Consider the following 22,438-nt stretch of genomic DNA (forward strand, 5'->3'; position numbering starts at 1 on the left):
TTAGATTAAACCAACAACTTACTGTTTAGTACTATGTTTTTCCGACAAACTCTTTAAATAGAATCTATTGCATTACAACAAATTGCAAATGCAACTAATTTGGAAAATAAATTTTTATTAAACAGAATCTGAAAAAACTACCTAACACTAATCAATAAACTAAAGGAAAACACTTATTGGTAACCGTAATTGACATTATAGAGAATTATTAGTAACTTTATAGAGGAAGTGGAACAGGTTCTCCTCTTTCTGAAGTTGCAGTTTTTTTCTTAAACGATATCTGCTGATCTCCACTCCTCTTACACTTATATTCATCAATTTTGCAATTTCTTTACTACTCAGGTTCAATCTCAGATATGTACATAGTTTTACTTCATTCGAACTCAGTTTTGGGTACTGAGCGATGAGTTGCTGGATAAAATTAGCGTGTACAGTATCAAAGTGTACGGCAAACTGTTCCCATGTTTCCCGCTGCTTTTCCTCTTCACCCAATTTCTTTAGTAACCTTTTAATTTCATTTGAAGCATACTCTACGTCTTTTTGTCCGTTTACTTTCTGCAAATTTTCTTTCAGATGTGCCAAAACCTCCTCTTTATGTACCAGATGTAAAGTATTTGAAGCTAGTTCCTGATTTTTTTCAGCCAATTCTCTCTGTAACTTTTCATTTCTCAATTCTACCAGCTCTTTTTCGGATTTATCCAACTCCAGTTCATGCAAGTATTTCAAACGTGCCTGTTCATCCTGATGCACTTGCATAGCCTGCAGGTATTTCTGGTGCTGACGGTAAAAGAGATAAGATATGAGACCGATAATCATAATAAAGTATAACAAATATGCCCATCCGTTTAAATACCATGGCGGATATATTTGAAACGGAAACCCGGTGATAGCAGATTCAATTCCTTTATTCGTTCGAAGTTTTACCTCGAACACAAATTGCCCGGCCGGCAGATTCATAAATTCTTTCTCAGTTTTATCAGACCACTCACTCCATTCGTCCTGATAACCTTTTAACCGGTAAGAAAATTTAATGTTTTCTATACTTCCGAAAGAAGGTGTAGCATAACTAAATTTGAGCTGATTGTCCAGATAATCAAAACACGCATTGGCCGGAAGCTCTCCGAATCCATTATAGATATTATGATCTTCATTTAATTGAATAGAACTGATAATCGGCTTTAATTCGAGCGGTTTTGTTTTATATCTTTTAAAGTTAATATGCAAAAAACCTTCTTCCGCCCCGATAAGAATATTGTTAGGATCAATTGCTTCAATCCGGTCGAAACCCCTCACCATTCTATCCTCCAATTCGGCTATTTCCCAATATTGCGGTTCAGTACCCGTGAAATCTATTACGCCGAGTTTTTTATCTGTAATAAACCACCAGCTTCCTTCTTCGTCCTGTTTAACATACCGAATAGGAATATTTCCAATGTATCTTTTGAAAAATTCAGATGGATAAAATCTTCTGCTTTTATCATCAAATTCATATACTCCGTCAATCGTGCAAAAAACCATTCTTCCACCGAGTTTGAAGACGTGATTGTTCATCTTAGAAGGGAGCCCGTCGGCTTCTCCGAACAATACCGGTGCTGTATAATTGTTTATTTGTTCAAGGAGATAAATTCCGCGGTAAGGATGTGAAACCCATACTCTGTTTTGCTGGTCAACCTCTACAAACCTCGATGACTCATGATAATCCGGAATATCAAATTCTTTTTTAAACCCTTTTCTGGTTTCTGTCCAGACAGACAATCCCAGATAATGTCCGGCAATCCACGCGAGTTTACCTTCCCAAACGATCGGCTGAAAAACCCAATGTCCGATTGTTTCATTACTGTTTAATAGTTTTTTTTCTTCGGGATAATAAAATTGTACACCCTCGTGTTTCGACAAAATCATTCCAAAATTGCCAGCCTGAATATTACGTACCTGTCCTTGCGCCTGAGGAATATCTGCAACCCGCATTTTCTGGAGTGTGAAATCACCGGGCGCACTAACCGGAATCTGATACAGGCCATTAGTAGTTCCTAAGTAAAGATGATTTTTATAAGATAGCATTGCATATCCCGCTGCATCATAACGACCTTCGGGTAAAATCTTTTTAATAGCGTTTGTGCTCAACATTACATCTATTCCATTCTCAAGTGCCAGCCAGGCATTTCCCTGTTGATCTTCGAAAATATAATTGACGTGGTTATTCTGCAACCCTTCGTTTGTACTAAAATGTTGTACCCAATCCAGCTGTTCTCCTACTACATACATACCCTGATATTGAGTGGCAATCATCCAGTCACCTGAACGATTCTGTGAAAAACGGATCAGATTGGCTTTCTCAAATGTTTTTTCTAACGACGGGTACCAGGGCTTTAATTTGCCTTGATCATAGATATAGATTCCTTTAGAAAATCCGATTACATATTGTTTTGATTTTTCATTATATATAATACCTGTTATTAGTTCGTGTTGAAATGAAACGGGTAATTCAAGGAATACTTTCCAGTTTCCTTTACTATACTCATAAATATGCCCACCTCTTTGATGTGCCAGCATTTTTCCATTCACAAGCTGCATATCCGTCCATTGAACCGGAGCATCAAAAACAGCTATAGTATCGGAATCATAAATAAAAATTGATTTCTCTGTTCTGAAGAAAACATGATTACCCCAAAAATTAATCTGCCATACATCAGTAAAGTTCCGATGTTTCTCAGGTATCTTCGATTTTAAACTTTGGTAATAAAGGTTACCATTACTATCGGGAAGAAAATAACCTAATTCATCCTGGGCTCCGGCAAAGATGCGATTAGCCGCATCAACCGCAACAGACCTAACGATTGTTCGATTAGAAACAGTATGTTTTTTCCAATAAACACCATCATAAGATAAAAGTCCGTCATTATTGGCTACTAAGACAACTCCATTGTTCAACTGAGTGATCATCCAGTTTTGTGTAGCACCTCTATATTCCTTTTTTATATAATTGACAATAGAAGGCATACCAATGGTATTTTGAGCAAACAAATTACCAAACAGCAAATTCATCGTTAGCAACACTACAAAGAAACCCCTCATAGGCTTAGTAATGCATTTTAACACATATTACGATATTTTTTTTAGAATGTATATAATATAAAACCGTTTTCTTCTATTGCACACATGCTTTTATCATAGCATTTCTTTATTACAGAACCTTATTGTAAAATCATCACTCTTCTACTTTACAGTACTATTTTATTTTAGCGTTTAAATTTTTTTAATAATTAATTATTTCTACCCTGTTACTAACTACTTACGTATTTTTTGTATCCAATAGTTTTAAGCCTTTCTATTTTTTTATTCTCTTGCGAATGCTTTTTTGAAAAGCGGAAAGGTTGCAAAAGAAACAGTTCTCCGGCGAGTATAGATTAAAAAATGCATTACAATGTTCAGACATTATAATGCATTGACTTACTCCTTCTCTAACGCTCACAGTACTCCTATTTAGTTTCAATCGCAATCAAAAAGTATTCTTTTCAATTTTGATTCCGATAAAGTTATTTTTAGTGTATTGTATATATATAATATTTATAGATACATCTATTACTAGCACGATTAATCATAATTTATACTTCATTTAGTTGAAAATCAACTACTTCAACATACATATTATTTTTATCCATTCATTTGCCAGCGAAGTCAGCACTAATTATTTTTTTGATTGTCAATGTTTTATAATCTATTATAATTTTCAGATGCTGATTTCCGGCAGATTTTCCGGTCAGTTTTAAAACCGAAAAAAGCGCATTTATGTACATGACGTAGTATTGATGTATCGTTTTAGCCAGCTAAAACGATCTAGTTGTACCAGTGATGTAGTGAATTTGTTAAAATTAGTTAAGAACATGCCTAGATTTACAGTGATTCACCAACACAAAAATGATTGCTTATGAAATTCGCTTCTTATCTTATGAGTTGGTGGCTTTTATTTATGTTTGCTCAAACAACTTTTGCGCAAACAAGGCCACCCCTACAACTCCAATTCGTTCACCAACAAACACTTGAACCTTTGGCGAATGTGACCATTCTGTTGAATGGCCAGCCAGCCGGGTCAAGCGATGTGAACGGGGCCGCGACCATTAATAATATTAAAGAAAAAGACAAACTGACTTTTAGCCACATTGGCTTTGAACTTGCCAGCTGGGAAGCAGACAACCGTGCTACTTATACGGTGGCCATGATTCCTTTACCTAATCAGATGGAACAGGTTGTTGTAATCGGGTACGGTGTACAAAAGAAGTCTAATGTAACCACCGCTATTTCTTCAATTAAAGCAGAACAGCTTGAAAACATGCCCGTAGTGAGAGTTGAAAACTCACTTCAGGGTAGAATTTCAGGGGTTAATATTACTACATCTTCGGGCCAGCCCGGTGCTCCGGCCACTGTTCGTGTGAGAGGTATCACGACTATCGGTAACAGTAATCCTCTATATATAGTAGATGGTGTTCAGATTGAAGGCGGCATTGAGTTCCTGAACCAGGCCGACATTGCCAGCATTGAGGTAATGAAAGATGCCGCTGCGGCTTCCATTTACGGAGCACGTGGGGCAAACGGTGTTATCCTTGTAACCACCAAAAGAGGTGTAAAAGGAAAAACTTCTGTAAACTATAATGGTTATCAGGCTACCCAGGCACCATGGAAAAAGCTGGATTTACTGAATGCTAGAGAATATGCCACTTTAGTGAATGAAGCATATGCTGCTTCTAATCAAGGCTTACGTTTTCCGGATGTAGCAAGTTTGGGAGAAGGAACAGACTGGCAGAAAGAAATATTTAATGATAACGCAAAAATGCGAAACCATGAATTGAGCTTAGCCAGCGGTGGAGAGAAGTCTACTTACTTCACCTCTTTCGGTTATTTTCAACAGGACGGTATCGTTGCCACTTCTAATTCTCAATTTGAGAGAATCACTTTAAGATTTAACAGTACACACAAAATTTCTGATAGAATTGAATTCGGAAACAATATCGGTTATACCAGAATTCAGTCTGTGGGAGTGGGTACCAACTCTGAGTGGGGCTCACCACTAAACAGAGCGATCAATATAGATCCGATTACTCCTCTGGTAGAAAGAGATCCGGCTAAATACAACATGGCTCCTTATAATAATCCGAATATCATTAAAACCCCGGGAGGTTTCCCTTATGGTATTTCCGGCCTGGTAACTTCGGAAATTCTGAATCCGGTTGCTGCACTTCAAACGAATGAAACCATCAACTTCAGCGATAAAATCGTAGCAAATGCTTATATCGATGCAGAAATACTGAAGGGATTGAAATTCAGATCAAGCATAGGTGCTGACCTGGCTTTCTGGGGAACAGAAACCTTTTTACCGGTATTTTATCTGAATGCAACGAATCAGCGCGTAAGAAATCAATATACCCGCGAATCAAACAGAGGTTTATTTTGGCTGTGGGAAAATACACTTTCTTATCAGACAACTTTAAATAACCATAGCTTTACCGTATTGGCAGGTACTTCCGCTCAAAAGAATAAAGGATTGACACAGGCCGGAGCCGTTGATAATATTCCTGTTACCCGTTTAAAAGATGCTTCGTTAGGGTTTAATGTACCGCGTGCTGATCGTAACTTCTGGGGTGGAGAATATTTAAATACACTCAGTTCTCTATTCGGTAGATTTATTTATTCTTATGAAGATAAATACCTTTTATCTGCCACTGTAAGAAGAGACGGTTCTTCACGTTTCGGTAGCAATAATAAATATGGTGTGTTTCCTTCCGTATCAGCAGGTTGGATTCTTTCAAGAGAATCATTCTTTGAAAGTGTAACACCTATTCAATTCCTGAAATTGAGAGGTTCATGGGCAGTTGCAGGTAATGATAGAATTGCCGATTTCCAATATCTTGCTACGGTAGGTAGCGGTAGAGATTATACATTCGGAATGCCTTCAGCAATCTTCACTGGAGTTTCTCCGAACCGTTTATCAAACCCGGACCTGAAATGGGAAGAAACTTCTCAGCTCAATATTGGTATGGATGTACAGTTCCTTCGACACTTCAATGCCAGCATCGATTGGTTCCACAAAAAAACATCAGACATGTTATTGGAAATTGCAGTACCGGCATTTGTTGGTAATGCAGGACCTATCGGAAATATCGCTACACTTGAAAACAGAGGCTTTGAATTTGAATTAGGGTATAACCAACAAATCGGAGAAGTACAGTTATCATTAAATGGTAATTTCTCTACCATCCAGAATAAAATCACTTATCTCGGAGATGATAAAGAGTTCTTACCCGGACAAACTTATGGTCCGCAAGGCTTAGATATTACACGTACACAAATCGGTCATGCCTTCGGTTCTTTCTTCGGCTTGAGAACAGATGGAATTTTCCAGAACCAACAGGAAGTGGATAACTACAAAGACAAAGACGGTAACGTTATTCAACCGAATGCAAAACCAGGTGATTTAAGATTTGTAGATCTTAATGGAGACGGTATTATTGATAACAATGATAGAACCATTATAGGCAATCCTACTCCAAAATTCACTTATGGGTTTACCGCTCAGGCTAAATGGAAAAACTTTGACCTGATGGTATTCGGACAAGGTATTCAGGGTAATGACGTAATGAATCTGATCAGAAGATTCGATTTACCAATGGCCAACTGGACCAAACACGCCTTGAACCGTTGGATCGGAGAAGGTTCTACCAACGAACATCCCAGAATGACCATTAGTGACCCGAACAAAAACTATAGCCAAAGCTCAGATTTCTTTTTAGAAGATGGATCTTATTTCAGAATCAAGACCATTCAGTTAGGATATCAATTACCACAATCAATTACCCGAAAAGCAGGTATTCAGAAAGCCAGAGTATATGTAATGGCCAACAACCTGTTAACATTCACCAAATACAGAGGATTTGATCCTGAAATCGGTGGTGACAGCTTCGGAGTAGACAGAGGTATTTATCCGCAACCAAGAGCATTTTTCCTAGGATTGAACTTAGGTTTCTAATTTCTAAAAAGTATTACAATGAAAAAATCAATTTATATAATCGCTATATGCATTGTTGCCAGTGCCTGCAGTAAATCCTTTCTGGAGCTAACTCCGAGAGGTACAGAACTGGAAGACAATTTTTATCAGAATGAAGAACAGGTATTTCAAGGGTTGGTAGCTGTTTATGATGTGATGCAATGGGGAAACTCAGGTGGCTATACCATGAAAATGCCTTTATTAACAACAGCATCAGATGAAGCACATGCAGGAGGTTCAGATGCATCTGACCAGCCGGCATGGGTAGCTTATGACAACTTCACATTAGATCCTTTTCGTGGCCCACAATACGGCCTATGGCAAAGAAACTTTACAGGTGTATACAGAGCTAATCTTTTGTTAGAAAAAATTGAACTGGTAAAAGATAAACTGGATCCAACTTTCTTAGACAGGGTAAGTGCTGAAGCAAAATTTTTAAGAGCGTTCTTTTATTTTGACCTGGTTCGATTCTTCAGAAACATTCCATTGATTACAAAATCACTGGCTCCTAGTGAAATGTACAATCAGGAACAGGTAGATCCTAATCTGGTTTATCAGTTGATTGAAGAAGATCTGAAAGCAGCCATTAATGTATTACCGGTTTCTGTTCCGGTAGAAGAAACAGGCCGATTAACCAAAGGTGCAGCACAGGCTTTATTCGGAAAAATGCTGCTTTTCAAAATGGATAACAGCAGAATGGCAGAAGCAGCAGCCGTATTAAGAGAAGTAAATACCTCTTCAGTTTATCGCTTATTGGATAATTATGGAGATATTTTCAACCCTGATAATGCTTTTCATACCGAATCAATTCTTGAAATTTCGCATACTACCTTAGCAGGCTGGGGCGACTGGGGCTGGATCAATGGCTCTGACGGTAACGTAGCACCGCAGTTTATCGGACCGGCAGATTATAACGGACCAACTTATTCTGCAGGATGGGGATTCTGCCCGATTTCAATGGATCTTGTAAACGCAATGCAGGGTGATCCACGCTTTGAACATACTATCATTGACGGAAATGCATTGAAGTTGAGTGGCGCTACTTATACTGAAAGATATCAGAACACTGATTACTTCATTAAAAAATATGCACCTGTTACTGCTTACAGATCTACCATCGGTAATGTGGAGTTAAACTGGCCGATTAATGAAATAGAAATCAGACTGGCTGATACTTACTTACTCGAAGCTGAAGCCCTTGTTCGTTCAGGTGGCGATCAGTCAAGAGCCAATGACCTGTTAAATGCCGTTCGTAACCGTGTAGGATTAGGCGATAAAGTAGCCACGATTGAAAATATCATGGAAGAAAGACACTTAGAGCTGGCTACAGAAGGACATCGCTTCTTTGACCTCGTAAGAACAGGCATGGCATCAACAGTATTAGGCCCTTTAGGATTTCTTCCGAACAAACATGAAATATTACCGATTCCGCAGCAGGAAATCGATATCACTAAAGGCGTGTTAAAACAAAATAATTACTAGTATGAAAATTATTCATCAACTAACCTATATCTGTGTAGCAGTAGTTACTGTCTGCTCAGTACAAAGCTGTTCATCAAAAGAAGATTACCGTACAGTGGGTAACCCACCTACGGCTAACTTTACAGCAACACCTATTCAGGGAATGAATAACCGCTGGTTGATTACCGATTTAACACCCGGCGCATTCATTCATCAATGGACTTTAGGCGACGGTTCTGCCAGTTTTAACGGTAATCAGAAAGATACTGCCTATTATCCTGAGAGAGGCAGTTATTTGCTAAAGCTAAGAAGTTTTAATCAAGATGGCTTTGGCCTGGATTCAATTGAGATCGTAGTACCGGAAAACGATCCTGACCGTTGTGTAGGTATGCTGGCAAACTTAACAGGTTGCGACTTTAAAACCTGGGTATTGGATAATACCGCTCCAGGAGCATTATGGGTAGGAAGCCCTGAAGGACAACAATGGTGGGCAAGCGGTGCCGGCGAACCTGGCGTGCGACCTTGCCTGTTCAACGACGAATATACTTTTAACATTAACGGTACTTATTCATTCGATAACAAAGGTGATATCTGGGTAGACGAAGAAGGCGGTGCTGTATTCCCAGCCGATATGGCACCACTGGTAGGCTGTGCTCCGTTCAGTTCTATTCCTGCAAAATATGCTGCATGGGGAACGAATGCCGACCATAGATTTGCCATATCAGGAAACAGATTAAATATTACAGGATTAGGTGCTTTCGTAGGATTGTACAAAGCCGGTAACACTGCTATTGTAAGTGAGCCGGAAAATAGTAACTCCTATGAAATAGAATTCATATCAGCTACCAAAATCATATTGAAAAAAGCATATGACTGGGGCACATGGAAGTTTACCTTAATCCCGAAAGATTAATAACCAGAAGGTTTTGCCTTTCAATGTTTAATATTATGTATAGACTATATTCTATTCTTTTGATGGCTGTTCTGTGCAATGCGTGTCAATCGACTGTGGAAAAAATTGTTTGGCAAGACGAATTTGACTATACAGGATTACCCGATAGCACTAAATGGAGTTATGATGTGGGCGCGCATGGATGGGGCAATAACGAACTTCAGTTATATACAAAAGCCGATTCAATGAACGTTCAGGTAAAGGACGGTTTTTTACATATTACAGCTCGTTACGACAGCAGTAATCATCCGTCTTTTACTTCCGCCCGATTAACTTCAAAGAAAAAAGGTGATTGGAAATATGGTAAAATAGAGGTACGGGCTAAACTTCCTACAGGAAGAGGTATCTGGCCCGCCATCTGGATGTTACCAACCGATTGGGTATATGGAGGCTGGCCTCATAGCGGAGAAATTGATATCATGGAATATGTAGGCTTCGAAAAAGATTCTTTATTCGGAACGGTTCATACCGGTGCCTATAACCATGTAATGCAAACGCATAAAGGTGAAGATATCTATCTGCCCAATGTCGCTGATACATTCAGAGTTTACCAGTTAAAGTGGTCTGAGAAAATGATTCAGATCGGCGTAGACAACCACTACTTTTTTGAGTTCGCCAACGAACACGATGGTAGTGCTGCCTGGCCATTTGATCAGGCCTTTCACCTATTATTAAATGTCGCAGTAGGCGGTAACTGGGGAGGAAAACATGGTGTTGATACAAGCATCTTTCCTCAAACGCTGGTGATCGACTATGTTAGAATTTATCAATAATTTATTATGATCAGACTTAATTATATCTTCTCCGCACTGGTATTACTATTGGTATTTACTTCTTGTGAAAAAGACAAAGAAGAAATAGAAGGTGTACCTGAACCGGGTATTGAAATAAAAGATGTCACAAAAGCCGAAGGTAACAGCGGTTTAACTGATTTCGATTTCGAAGTAAGTTTCAACCGTGCTTTTAATATGGATATCACGATTCAATACACCGTTCATGATGGTACCGCTATCGGAGGTGAAGACTTCCAACCGGTCACCAACGGTACACTGGTAGTGCCCGCCGGTAGAACAAAAAGTTCTATCGTAGTAAAAGTAATCGGTGATGAAATCAGAGAAAATAATGAAACCTTTACGGTTGAATTACTTTCTGCCAACTATGGAGTCATCACCAGAAAAACAGCCACCGGTACCATTGTAAATGATGATAGTAAAATTGAAATCGCTACTACCGGATACAGTACTCCGATGAGTTATTCCGGCTATACATTAGCCTGGAATGATGAGTTTACGGATGGTTTTGATGCAAATATCTGGACCAATCAGAACGGAAACGGTTGTCCTGAATTATGTGGCTGGGGAAATAATGAGCTAGAATACTACACTGCCAGAAGCGAAAACATTTATACACAACAAGGCAATCTGGTTATCGAAGCGCGTCAGGAAAGATATCAGGGATTTGATTACACTTCGTCAAAAATCATCACCCGCGACAAAAAGTTCTTTAAATACGGTAGAATCGATATCAGAGCACAATTACCTTACGGACAAGGCATATGGCCGGCATTCTGGCTGATGCCGCAACATGAGGTATTCGGCGGATGGCCCAGCAGCGGTGAAATTGACATGATGGAAATGGTCGGTAATACACCGAACCAGTCACATGGTACATTGCACTACGGCCCCGGACCTTCCTCTGTACACAGCACCTCCAGCTACACGCTTCCTTCAGGAATTTTACACGACGAATTCCATGTTTATTCATTAATCTGGAAAGAAGATGAAATCGTTTGGCTGGTGGATGATATTGAATTCAAGCGCATGACGCCGGCTGATTTAAATGGCCATCACTGGCCTTTTAACGAAGAGTTTTATATGATTATCAACTTTGCAATAGGTGGAAACTGGCCGGGCAATCCGAATGCCACCACCGAGTTTCCGCAATGGTTAATAGTCGATTACGTGCGTTATTTTGCACCTAATCCATAAAATTCACGCGGTAATTTTTTAAGTTATAAAAAAAATGATAAATTTGCACCCCGTTGCATCAGCAACCTGAGTTCGGGAAGTGGCGCAGCCCGGTAGCGCACTTGTATGGGGTGCAAGGGGTCGCAAGTTCAAATCTTGTCTTCCCGACAGAAATTAAAAAAAGAGGCTTCGGCCTCTTTTTTTATTGTAACTATCTAGCCGCATACTACCGACTCTACCCGTTTTCCACAGGTTTCCCAACCCGACTATCGCACTGATTAATTGATTACAATCTGATAATTCATATTTATCGCTATTTAAATATTTATTCTATAGTATTTATATTCATTTACCTGGTTTTAAATCCAGTTGCACAATAACTACGTAAATTATTATTCACGAAGTGCTTTTTAAAACTCTAAAGCCCACGATATGCAGGTAATTGAATCTTTAGTAAAAGATATTAAATCTATCATTCAGCATTCAAGAGAAAACGCCATTCGCGCAGTTGATCACCAACGTACTTTAATGTACTGGCACATTGGCAAACGAATATTCGAAGAGGAACAAAACGGAAAAGACAGGGCAGATTATGGAACCTTTCTGATAAAATACTTATCTGAAAAATTACAACCAGAATATGGTACTAACTTTTCGTATCGCCAACTTAACTGGTATCGACAGTTTTATCGAACATTTCCAATTGTGAACACAGTGTGTTCACAATTGAGCTGGAGTCAATATAGATTACTTTTAACCCTTAAAAATCAAGATCAAAGAGACTTTTACATAGCAGAAGCTATTAAAAATAACTGGACTGTACGGCAATTAGAAAGACAGATCCATACCAGCCTCTATGAACGGTTACTTTTAAGTAATGATAAGGAAAGTGTACTGGCTGTTGCAAGAAATGAAAAGCAGCCGTCTGATGCAAAAGAAATTATTAAAGACCCCATGTATCTTGAATTTCTCGGCTTAAAGAGAGAAGCCTCTTATTACGAACGGGAAATTGAGAGTGCAATTATCACAAATTTAAAAGATTTTTTACTGGAGCTTGGAAATGGGTTTTCTTTCATGGCCCGTCAAAAAAGAATACATCTCGATGGAGACGACTTCTTTGTAGATCTCGTGTTTTACAATCGCCTGTTACAATGTTTTGTAATTGTAGAAATTAAAACAACCCGACTTACACATCAGGATATCGGTCAGTTACAAATGTATATCAACTATCACGATCGTATTGAAAAGCTCCCACATGAAAATCCTACAATCGGGATATTACTCTGCGCCAGTAAAAATGATGCAGTCGTAAGGTTTACTTTGCCAGAAAATCAAAAACAGTTGGTAGCCAGTCAATATCAATTATACCTTCCTACAGAAAAACAACTACTCGATGAAATGACAAGAGGATTCGAACAATTTAACCATTCAACAACTTCCAAATCCTAATATTATTGAAATGATGAATTATTGAAAAAACAATGAATCAATACAATACTTTGTATCTCTCAAGATATTGTCTTCGCTGGCTATTCTCTAAAAAATCATTCTTCTCAGGGTAATTGTCCTAAACGCTCTTTAACCAACAGTCTATGAGTTTTTGAAATGGGAATTTTTGATGTATCACTTAATAACAATAAGCCGCCGTCTTCTTTCAGAAAGCTTTTGACATATCTTGAATTCACTAAATGTGACTGATGTGTTCGGATAAATCCATACGATTCTAACATTACTGCGAATGTTTTTAATGTTCTGGATACTAACAGCCTCTCCCCTGTATCTAAAAAAACATAACAGTAATTATTGGATGCTTCAAAACGTACAACAGCTGTAATGGGTTCATATCTTATTTCATCCTGTAAGGGTAATGCCAGTTTTTTCTGTTCCGGACTACCCGCAGCGAGAAAATCCAATAAATTATCCAATTGTTTGTTTTTCTTCTTTTGACGTATTCTGTCAAAAGCCTTTAATATAGCTGCCGCTAAATCATCTTTTGTTACCGGTTTTAATAAATAATCCAGTGCAGAGAATTTTATCGCCTGAATTCCATAATGATCATAAGCCGTAATAAATATGATCTCAAAATAAATTTCAGGCAAACGTCTTAACAGATCAAATGCCGTATGGTCTTTTAGCTGAATATCCAGTAGTACCAGCTCCGGTTGATGAAATAAAATAGCCTCCTGAGCACTTACAATGTCCATAGCGGTAGCTACTATTACTACATCCGGAATATTTACGCTCACAAGACGTTGTAAATGTTCCAGATTATTTATTTCATCTTCAACTATAATTGTTTTGATAGGCATAATAGCTTTTAATTAAACCACTTTTTTAAATTTATTTCTACTGTTGTACCGTTTGAATCAGAGTGTACCTGATAACTCACCACCGGATAACCATACATTTCATTTAAAAAATATACTCTTTTCTTTAATACATCCAGCCCCCACCCTTTTGCTATATCCGATTGTTCTTTGGCCTTTATTCCCTTTCCATTATCATTTACGATAAAAGTTAGTGTTTGGTCTGATTGAACCGCTTTCAACAATATTAAACCTTCTCTATCTAAAGAACTGACTCCATGTTTTACGGCATTCTCAACAAAAGGCTGTAACAACATTACCGGTATTTCTGTATTAGCCGTATTAATTTTTTTATCTACTTCAATTCGAAATTTAAAAGAAGTACGCAATTGTTCCATTTCAAGATATGATTGCAGAATGTTCAGCTCATCTTCCAGGCTGATCATTTCCTGCTGACTATTAGCCAGTATCGTTCTGGTTAACACAGAAAAACGCTGCAGGTAAAGAGAAGCATTTTCCAGATCACCTTTACCTATCAGGTTTTGTATCGCACTCAATGCATTGAATAAAAAGTGAGGATTCAACTGATCCTGCAAGCTTCGGAGTTGCAAAGTGTTCAACTGTTTTTCCAATTCTACCTGCTTTAATTTTCGTTTATTTCGTCTATAATAAAAATAAAAAAACAATACAATAGCTAGAATCACCAGAAGAGATACAGGTAAAATTTCCCTGAATGTCCACTTTCTCAATAATACAGGCACCGGTTGAATTTCAAATGGAATTTTCAAAATCCACTTATCAAAATCCGGATAATGAAAATAATAGGTACTTCCTAACAACAAATTGAACTTACCTGGTTTGTTCAGAAAATATGAAGGTATTTTTATTGTTGATTCATTGAAGTAACTATTTATTTCGACAGTATCCTCTACACCTTTTATATTTCTTACCAGTTTAGCTGTATAAGGAAAAGTAATTTCCTGGTCTCTCAGGTCAAAAATAAAACTCTCATATTCTTTATCGCCGGGCAATCGTAAGTTTTTCAAAACACCGGTCAGGCTGTCTTTTTCTGTAGCATAACCATTCTTGATCATGCCTGCATCAAAATATCCATTTGTTCCCATTGCATTATTCTCCTTAAAATAAATTCTGGACTGTGCCACTCTTAATTTAGGATATCTTGGCCAGTTTAAAACAATACTTCCGGCGTCTTGTAATGTTTTTTTATGTCTCACTTCCAATAACAGATAATTGCCAGGATGCAAAAATGTTCCCAGGTCAGCATAAGTGTAACCGTTTTCCGGTATTGTTTTGAAAGTGGTGAACTGCGACCATCCTCGTATTACTGTATCTTCATTCAAAACAAGCCTGTACTCATATTGAGCAGCATTGCTTTTGTTTATTCCCAGGGCAATTACGTGCACAGCAGATGAATCGTATATATTCGTTGAAGTATATTGTTTATCCAGCACTCTTACCGGATAACCTGAATGTGCTGTTGTTGAACGTTTAAAACGAAGCCCTATTCCTGCTATGGTATTTATTTTTCCCAGCGGCGATGCACCGTTAAACAAATCATCGGCGAAAGGTCTGAATTCACCGGATGAAGACTCAAACGACCAAAAAAACTTTTCTTTCAGATAATAGTAATTATCATAACTAAAACTATCCGCATGATTATATAAAATATGAAATTGAAAATACGGTTCAGCTGATGAAATACGTGATTCCTGAGCTATACCATAATGCGGTAAGCTCAGGAACAAGATCAATAACCACTCTTTATTGATTTTTCTAATATTCATTACTGAAATTTACTAATTATTCTGTTTAGGCATTTTGTTTTCCATTACAGACAACAATGATCCTTTTCCATACCCTGACCACCGGTGCACAATTTTCCCATCCGGATCAATCAGTACAAAAGTGGGGTATCCCTGCACGCCGTATTTAAGAACGGTTTCACTATGACCGGAATTACCATCCCACAATACAGGCCACGAAGGTTGGTCACGATAAATACCAGCCAGCCAGGTAGATCTTGACGCGTCTGCATTAAAAGTTAATAATGATAATTGATTTTCATATTTAACTGCTACCGCCTTGAGTTCATCTTTTGAAAGTATGCAAGGGCCACAATAAGTAGTAGAAAAGTTAATCAATACAAATTGACCTTTGTAATCAGAGAGTTGATATTGTTTCCCCGAAGAATCGATTGCCTTAAAGTTCCATGACATCTCTCCGGTTTTCAGCGGCATGCCTACTTTCAGAAAGGTGGCGATTGTTTTGGCATAACGGCTTTCTCTGAAGGGAGTTTTCAGTTGATTGTACAAACTATGCAAAGTAGAGGAATCTAAACTGAAGCGATAAAAAAACAATTGCCTCAGACCAGCATATGAATTAATATTTTTATCAATAAACGTACGCTTAATGATATCCATGGTATCATCTATTTTCCGGATCTGATTCCAGATATTCTTCTGCAATTCCGGATTCTCATCCTTGTTCATAAGAGGTACTACAATATTCACCAGACTGTCTCTTGAAACGGAAAAACCAGCGGTTTTCTTCCGGAGAATATTATCCGTATCCTGAATACCAGATCCGGTAATACTAATGTAATAAGGCATTTCCTTTGCTGCTCCCTTTATCACTACATGCTCATTTCCCATCAGAAGGTTACAATAGTAAAACTGGTTGCCTACTATGGTATACACCCATAAAGCATAAGGAACATCATCAAAAGAACCGTAAAAATTGAAGGATTTGTTTTTTAGCACGGTACTATCCAGTACCTGATCGGCTTCAATATCTTTCAGATAAAAAACAGTTCCGTCATCAAAACCGGTTAGATGCGCTTCTATACGGTACTGAGCCGATAGAAAAAACGGAAGAAAAAGAATACAACAAGAAAGAATTAAGGATTTCATTTTTTTATTCAAAAATGAAATGATGCGGGCTAATTATCAAACTACAATGAGAATCCGGGCAATACTAATGAGAATCCGGGCTTTGTTGATCGTCAACCTGTGTATTTAGTGGCTCATCCATCGATTGTTTGAAAGTAAACTTCTTTTGGGTTACATAACTGAAAGAAACCACAATAACCGTAGTAATGATTTTAGCAACGGTTGGATAGATATTTAAATATTCAACGAAAAACTTGATAAATACATAGTTTAACAGAATACAAATCACCACCAGCAATAGATAACGGAACAGCTGCGTCTGGCCTTTTAAAGCTGAACCCGGAAAAACTATATACCTGTTTAAAAGGAATCCCGTAGGAAAGCTGATCAGAAAAGCAATGAAAATCGCCGCAATATGGGGTTCAAAAGCATAAAAACCCAGATCCAGGATTTCTTTTTTTAAGATGAAATTATAAGCAACAAAGTAGATAAAGATGTCTAACAAAGTATTTGTTCCGCCGCAAACAGCGTATCTGAACGTTTGCAAAGGCATTAACCGCCGGAACGGTGGATAAAAAAAATCTATAAAACTTATAACCCAATCTTTCACTCTATTGCTTTTAAAGTGCACGAAATTAAGCATTTTAACGGGTAATTCTTATTTTTGCAACCTTAAATGAATAAGATGTCAATAGTTTCGATTATACAAAAAGAGGTAGCCCAGGCTATTTCAGCCAATTTTCAACTGTCTGTTGCTGAGAAAGATATCCTTATAAATGAAACAAAACCTGAATTTGAGGGTGATTATACAGTGGTATTGTTCAGCCTGGTAAAATCGCTGAAAAAAGCTCCTGAACAGATCGGAAATGAGCTGGGTAACGCTTTATTGGCGCAATGTTCCGGCCTTATTGCCAGATTTAATGTTATCAAGGGGTTTTTGAATATAAGTTTGCAAGACAGTTTCTGGATACAGTTTCTGGGTAGCAGGTATACCGATAAAACCTTTGGCAATCATTCATCAAACGGCCAGAAGGTAATGGTAGAGTATTCCTCTCCGAATACCAATAAGCCTTTACACCTGGGTCACCTGAGAAATAACTTTTTGGGTTGGAGTATTGCCGAAATCTTCAAAGCTTACGGATACGATGTGGTAAAAACCTGTATCGTGAATGATCGTGGTGTACATATCTGTAAATCGATGCTGGCCTGGCAAAAGTTCGGTAACGGGGCCACTCCTGCCTCTACCGGCATCAAAGGCGACCACCTGGTGGGCGACTTTTATGTAAAATTCGAAAATGAACTAAAAGCGCAGACTGTACCGGTTTTAGAAGAGATTAAAAGCGGAAACTTTGAAAATATTCAGGCTGCCGACACACCTAAACTTCAACAATTCTTAGATAAGCTACCTACACTTGAGGGCGAAAAGAAAGAAAGTCTTGAAGACGAGATTAAAGAAATTGCCCGTAACAATACCCCGATTATGCGTGAAGTAAGAGCGATGTTGCTCAAATGGGAAGAAGGTGATCAGGAGGTATTAAAGTTATGGTCAACCATGAATCAGTGGGTATATGACGGTTTTAATGAAACCTACAAAGTAATTGGGTCTGACTTTGACAAAACATACTATGAAAGCCAAACTTACCTCCTGGGAAAAGACCTGGTAGAGCAAGGGCTTGAAAAAGGAGTATTCTATCAAAAAGAAGACGGCTCTGTATGGATTGATTTAACTGCTGACGGATTGGATGAAAAGATCGTCAGAAGAAGAGACGGAACATCTGTTTACATAACACAGGATATCGGACTGGCACTACAGAAATATGAAGAATTTAAGTGTGATAAAAGTATTTATGTAGTGGGAGACGAGCAAAATTATCACTTCAAAGTATTGAAACTGATTGCTCAGAAACTGGGGCTGCCGGCAGCTGACGGTATTTTTCATTTAAGCTACGGGATGGTGGAATTGCCTTTCGGTAAAATGAAAAGTCGTGAAGGAACGGTGGTGGATGCCGATGATCTGGCAGCTGATATGGTTAAGATAGCCGAAGAAAAAACAACCGAACTGGGTAAAGTAAATGATTTTACGCAAGAGCAGCTACAGCACTTATACAGAACCATTGGTTTGGGGGGATTGAAATTCTTCCTGTTAAGAGTAGACGCTAAAAAGAGAATTATCTTCAACCCGGAAGAATCGATCGATATTCATGGATTTACTGCCGCATTCGTTCAATATGCTTATGCGAGAATACAATCTATTTTACGTAAAGAGGGAACGGTGGATGTAACAACGTCTTCTTTCGGAACAGGTTTGTTGCCTTTAGAGAAAGCCGTAATCAGTTTAGCAGAGCAGTTTCCTGCGGTAGTCGCTCAGGCCGCACAAGAGTACAATCCTTCCGTAATCGCTGCTTATGTATTTAAACTGGCTCAGTCGTTTAACAGCTTCTATTCTGAACATTCAATCGGAAAAGCAGAAAACGAAGAGAAAAAGGTATTGAGAATTGCAATTGCAATGTTAACCGCAAACATTATCGAAAGAGGAATGCATCTGATGGGAATTAATGTACCATCTAAAATGTAATTGAGAATGGAAAGTTGAAAAAAATTCTCAATTCTTCATTCTTAATTTATTTACGTGGCCATTTTCAATTGAAAAACGTGCTAAAAAAATGGGCCGGGGAGGTTTGAAGAAACTGCCGGCCTTTATTCCAATAATAACCCTAACGAAGTCTACGCTCTTTCTTTAAATCACCGAGTGAAGGATCTAATTTAATCGCCGCATCGCATAATTGCTGACCTTTTGAAACATCTCCTTTCTTTTGATAACTTAACCCGATCATGTATAAAGCCTGAGCGTTTTGCTTGTCAATAAAAAGTATTTTATCCCAATACTCTATCGCCTGATCAAACTTACCCTGACGGTAATACCCATCAGCGATATTGTATAATAATTCCTGATCCTGAGGTTTTTTAGCTAATAGCTCGATCAATATGGCAGTACCTTTTTCAAATTGCTTACTATTCAGGTAAGCATTTGCAAGATTCTCATAATAATCATTGGTTTTACGATAACCTTTTTCACCGGCCTTTTCAATCCAGTAAATAGCTTTTTTATCGTCAGGCATAGCATAATAAACCAGGCCTGCTTCATACATCCATTGAGGTTTTGAAGAATCTCTTGCCAGCACCTGTTCATAACAACCGGCTGCACGTTTGTAATTACTCATCTCTAAGAAACATTGTGCTGCTATATAAGGAATTTCAGCAGAAGAAGAATCATACCTGAAAGCATGATCTGCATGCTGTAATGATTTACCGTAATCTTCTAAATGATAATACGCTTTTGATAATGTATAAGAGTGATTGCCTTCTACATTTAATTGTTTTGCTTTTTCTGCGTAGCGGATAGCATCCTGCCACTTACGCATATCCAAAGAAAGACGCGACAATTCACCTACAACAAATTTATCATTGCCATCGGTTAACGGTTCTATCTTTAATAAAATAGCATATGCTTCGGGATATCTGCTTTGAGCTAAAAGCGAAGAATAAAGTCCTTGTAAACTGGGAATGTGTTCATTGTTAAAACTTAAGGACTTGTGATAAGCGATTTCTGCAACCCGGAATTTGTTTTCAAGGAAGGCCTCCTTGCCGGTTTGATAATAATGTGAAGTACTATCTGATTGAGCAAATAGTGACAGGTTCAATAGGGTTAATATTACTACGGATACGGATTTCATAAAAAAGGGCGTTTATTGAAACAAAGGTACAATCTTCGTTCCAAAAACATAGGGTGATTACTTGAGTACTACTATTGATAACGCTGGTAAATCAAGTTTTATTTTGTAGTGGTCAGAGTTTTTATCGATGAGTTCACACTTAATTACCTGGTTATCTGCCACTCCATCCCCGCCAAACCTTTGATCATCACTGGTTAAGATTTGTTTCCAGGCAGATTTACCATAAACGACAATTTCCCATCCGAATCTGGCAACCGGAGTCAGGTTTAAAATTATTACCAAATCTTTTTCATTTGCCGTGGTTTTACGGCGATATACAATTACTGATTCTGAACGATGTTGCAGATCTACCCACTCAAATCCCCCGGTGTCGAACTGCTTTTCATAAAGAGCCGGTTCACTCACCAATAACTCGTTGAGTGCTTTTACATATTGCTGTAAACCAGCGTGTACAGGATACTGTAATAACCCCCACGGCAATTCTGTTTTGTAGTTCCACTCGGTAGTAGAACCAAACTCATTTCCCATGAATAATAACTTACCTCCGGGGTGAGTATACATGTATCCGTAAAGACTTCTTAAACCTGCAAACTTTTCCTTTTCATTACCAGGCATTTTGTAGATCATCGGACTTTTTCCGTGTACTACTTCATCATGACTTAGCGGCAACATAAAGTTTTCATCATAATAATACATGATACTGAATGTGAGCTGGTCTTGAATATTGCTTCTATAGAATGGATCAGTTTTAAAGTATTTGAGGGTATCATGCATCCAGCCCATCATCCACTTCATACCGAACCCCAGGCCTCCTGCATAAATAGGTTTTGAAACACCCGGCCAGTCAGTAGCTTCTTCCGCAATGGTTTGTATGCCTTCAAATCTTTTATATAAAGTTGTATTAAACAATTTAATAAATTCAATGGCTTCAATATTGCCATCGCCTCCAAATTCGTTGGGTTCCCATTCACCTTCTTTTCGAGAGTAGTTCAATTTCAACATAGAGCTTACTGCATCCACTCTTAGTCCGTCAATGTGATAATGCTCCATCCAGAAATGAGCATTGCTTAAAAGAAAGGAACGAACTTCACCTCTCGCATAGTTGAAAATATAGGAGTTCCAGTCTGGATGAAACCCTTTCCGGTAGTCGGCATATTCATAAGTGTTTGTACCGTCAAAACGATATAAACCATGTTCGTCATAAGGAAAATGGGCAGGTACCCAATCCATAATCACTCCGATTCCTTCCTGATGAAACCTGTCAACGAGATACATAAAATCCTGCGGATTTCCGAATCTGCTGGTAGGGGCAAAATATCCTGTTCCCTGATACCCCCAGCTTCCATCATAAGGAAACTCTGCCACCGGCATGAGTTCCACATGAGTGAATCCCATTTCTTTCACATACCCCACTAAACGGTCTGCAAGATATCCGTAAGTATGAAATGATTCTTCATCAGAAGGATCGGGTTTCATCCACGATCCCAGGTGTACTTCATAAACACTCCAGGGCGCCGATAAGCTATTCCTCATCTTCCTGTCGGCCATCCAGGTACCGTCTTTCCAATGGTACTCCAAATCCCAGGTAATAGATGCCGTATGCGGACGTAACTCCCAGAACCAGGCAAAAGGATCTCCTTTTTTTAGAACCAGTCCTTCATAACCAACAATGTGAAATTTGTATAATTCGCCTTTAGGCAAATGAGGTATAAATCCTTCCCAGATACCTGATTTATCTAACCGCACAAATAAAGGATGTGCATTTTCATTCCATTGATTGAAGTTGCCGACAATAGAAATATAAGTTGCGTTTGGTGCCCAAACACTGAAATAATACCCTGCCGTATTTAATACAATGGTAGGATGTGCGCCGAAACACTTATAAGCATTGATAAAAATGCCATCTTTAAAATCATCTAAATCCTGCTGCTGAAAAAAGGAATAATTCCATACAGACTTTGTACTGTCTACAAAGTGCACGTCTTCGTATCTGTATGGCGGCAGTTGCATGATGAGGTTTTTGTTATTCTCAAATATAATGAAAATATGAATTAGTTGCAACTGGTAACT

General features: G+C 38.3%; 14 protein-coding genes and 1 tRNA gene. 8 read left to right on the forward strand and 7 right to left on the reverse strand.

The annotated features are described in order from the left end of the window. Positions 1 to 195: 195 nt before the first annotated feature. The gene (locus D9O48_RS04805) at positions 196 to 3,075 is read right to left on the reverse strand and encodes a triple tyrosine motif-containing protein (RefSeq protein ID WP_126971186.1); all 2,880 of its coding nucleotides are present in this window, start codon (positions 3,073 to 3,075) and stop codon (positions 196 to 198) included. A gap of 853 nt (positions 3,076 to 3,928) precedes the next feature. Between D9O48_RS04805 and D9O48_RS04810 the strand changes: the two genes are divergently transcribed. The 7 genes from D9O48_RS04810 (at position 3,929) to D9O48_RS04840 (ending at position 12,868) form a co-directional block, all read left to right on the forward strand. Next, positions 3,929 to 7,021, forward strand: a complete 3,093-nt coding sequence (locus D9O48_RS04810) for a SusC/RagA family TonB-linked outer membrane protein (protein ID WP_126971188.1) — start codon at positions 3,929 to 3,931, stop codon at positions 7,019 to 7,021. Positions 7,022 to 7,039: 18 nt separating this feature from the next. Beyond that, entirely contained in the window at positions 7,040 to 8,521 is a 1,482-nt protein-coding gene (locus D9O48_RS04815; protein WP_126971190.1) for a RagB/SusD family nutrient uptake outer membrane protein, read from the forward strand. Position 8,522: 1 nt separating this feature from the next. Further along, positions 8,523 to 9,413 carry a PKD domain-containing protein gene (locus tag D9O48_RS04820; protein WP_126971192.1) on the forward strand — a complete coding sequence of 297 codons (891 nt, stop codon included), beginning with the start codon at positions 8,523 to 8,525 and terminating at the stop codon, positions 9,411 to 9,413. Positions 9,414 to 9,508: 95 nt separating this feature from the next. Continuing rightward, on the forward strand, positions 9,509 to 10,225 hold the full coding sequence (locus tag D9O48_RS04825) for a glycoside hydrolase family 16 protein (protein ID WP_199750498.1): 717 nt from the start codon (positions 9,509 to 9,511) through the stop codon (positions 10,223 to 10,225). Positions 10,226 to 10,231: 6 nt separating this feature from the next. Next, a complete protein-coding gene (locus tag D9O48_RS04830) occupies positions 10,232 to 11,440 on the forward strand; it encodes a family 16 glycosylhydrolase (RefSeq protein ID WP_126971194.1) in 1,209 nt (402 codons plus the stop codon). 73 nt (positions 11,441 to 11,513) lie between these two features. Continuing rightward, positions 11,514 to 11,587, forward strand: a tRNA-Pro gene (locus D9O48_RS04835). A 264-nt stretch (positions 11,588 to 11,851) separates the two neighbouring features. Further along, positions 11,852 to 12,868 (forward strand): PDDEXK nuclease domain-containing protein, encoded by a 1,017-nt coding sequence (locus D9O48_RS04840; protein ID WP_126971196.1) that lies wholly within the window; start codon positions 11,852 to 11,854, stop codon positions 12,866 to 12,868. 104 nt (positions 12,869 to 12,972) lie between these two features. Here D9O48_RS04840 and D9O48_RS04845 read toward each other — a convergent pair whose 3' ends face one another. From D9O48_RS04845 to D9O48_RS04860, 4 genes are all read right to left on the reverse strand, one after another. After that, positions 12,973 to 13,728: a LytR/AlgR family response regulator transcription factor gene (locus D9O48_RS04845; RefSeq protein WP_126971198.1), complete on the reverse strand. Its 756-nt coding sequence runs from the start codon at positions 13,726 to 13,728 to the stop codon at positions 12,973 to 12,975. A gap of 8 nt (positions 13,729 to 13,736) precedes the next feature. Beyond that, positions 13,737 to 15,530: a sensor histidine kinase gene (locus tag D9O48_RS04850; protein WP_126971200.1), complete on the reverse strand. Its 1,794-nt coding sequence runs from the start codon at positions 15,528 to 15,530 to the stop codon at positions 13,737 to 13,739. Between the two features lie 12 nt (positions 15,531 to 15,542). Beyond that, positions 15,543 to 16,655, reverse strand: a complete 1,113-nt coding sequence (locus D9O48_RS04855; RefSeq protein WP_126971202.1) for a TlpA disulfide reductase family protein — start codon at positions 16,653 to 16,655, stop codon at positions 15,543 to 15,545. 64 nt (positions 16,656 to 16,719) lie between these two features. Then, a complete protein-coding gene (locus D9O48_RS04860; RefSeq protein ID WP_199750499.1) occupies positions 16,720 to 17,244 on the reverse strand; it encodes a GtrA family protein in 525 nt (174 codons plus the stop codon). Between the two features lie 75 nt (positions 17,245 to 17,319). Here D9O48_RS04860 and argS point away from each other — a divergent pair, with 75 nt between their 5' ends. Beyond that, positions 17,320 to 19,209 carry an arginine--tRNA ligase gene (gene argS, locus D9O48_RS04865; protein ID WP_126971206.1) on the forward strand — a complete coding sequence of 630 codons (1,890 nt, stop codon included), beginning with the start codon at positions 17,320 to 17,322 and terminating at the stop codon, positions 19,207 to 19,209. 139 nt (positions 19,210 to 19,348) lie between these two features. Here argS and D9O48_RS04870 read toward each other — a convergent pair whose 3' ends face one another. After that, positions 19,349 to 20,368, reverse strand: a complete 1,020-nt coding sequence (locus tag D9O48_RS04870; protein ID WP_126971208.1) for a tetratricopeptide repeat protein — start codon at positions 20,366 to 20,368, stop codon at positions 19,349 to 19,351. Positions 20,369 to 20,425: 57 nt separating this feature from the next. Next, positions 20,426 to 22,378, reverse strand: coding sequence for a 1,4-alpha-glucan branching protein GlgB (gene glgB, locus D9O48_RS04875; protein ID WP_126971210.1), 1,953 nt, complete (start codon positions 22,376 to 22,378; stop codon positions 20,426 to 20,428). Positions 22,379 to 22,438: the final 60 nt, after the last annotated feature.

The sequence above is a fragment of the Gynurincola endophyticus genome (genome assembly GCF_003991195.1).
Classification (GTDB): Bacteria; Bacteroidota; Bacteroidia; order Chitinophagales; family Chitinophagaceae; genus Gynurincola; species Gynurincola endophyticus.

Bases quoted from the DNA above. Each gene is read 5' to 3' on its own strand.
- D9O48_RS04830 (WP_126971194.1), top strand. From the start codon at position 10,232: ATGATCAGACTTAATTATATCTTCTCCGCACTGGTATTACTATTGGTA.
- D9O48_RS04810 (WP_126971188.1), top strand. From the start codon at position 3,929: ATGAAATTCGCTTCTTATCTTATGAGTTGGTGGCTTTTATTTATGTTT.
- D9O48_RS04805 (WP_126971186.1), bottom strand. From the start codon at position 3,075: ATGAGGGGTTTCTTTGTAGTGTTGCTAACGATGAATTTGCTGTTTGGT.
- glgB (WP_126971210.1), bottom strand. From the start codon at position 22,378: ATGCAACTGCCGCCATACAGATACGAAGACGTGCACTTTGTAGACAGT.
- D9O48_RS04845 (WP_126971198.1), bottom strand. From the start codon at position 13,728: ATGCCTATCAAAACAATTATAGTTGAAGATGAAATAAATAATCTGGAA.
- D9O48_RS04840 (WP_126971196.1), top strand. From the start codon at position 11,852: ATGCAGGTAATTGAATCTTTAGTAAAAGATATTAAATCTATCATTCAG.
- D9O48_RS04815 (WP_126971190.1), top strand. From the start codon at position 7,040: ATGAAAAAATCAATTTATATAATCGCTATATGCATTGTTGCCAGTGCC.
- D9O48_RS04870 (WP_126971208.1), bottom strand. From the start codon at position 20,368: ATGAAATCCGTATCCGTAGTAATATTAACCCTATTGAACCTGTCACTA.
- D9O48_RS04850 (WP_126971200.1), bottom strand. From the start codon at position 15,530: ATGAATATTAGAAAAATCAATAAAGAGTGGTTATTGATCTTGTTCCTG.
- argS (WP_126971206.1), top strand. From the start codon at position 17,320: ATGTCAATAGTTTCGATTATACAAAAAGAGGTAGCCCAGGCTATTTCA.
- D9O48_RS04855 (WP_126971202.1), bottom strand. From the start codon at position 16,655: ATGAAATCCTTAATTCTTTCTTGTTGTATTCTTTTTCTTCCGTTTTTT.
- D9O48_RS04820 (WP_126971192.1), top strand. From the start codon at position 8,523: ATGAAAATTATTCATCAACTAACCTATATCTGTGTAGCAGTAGTTACT.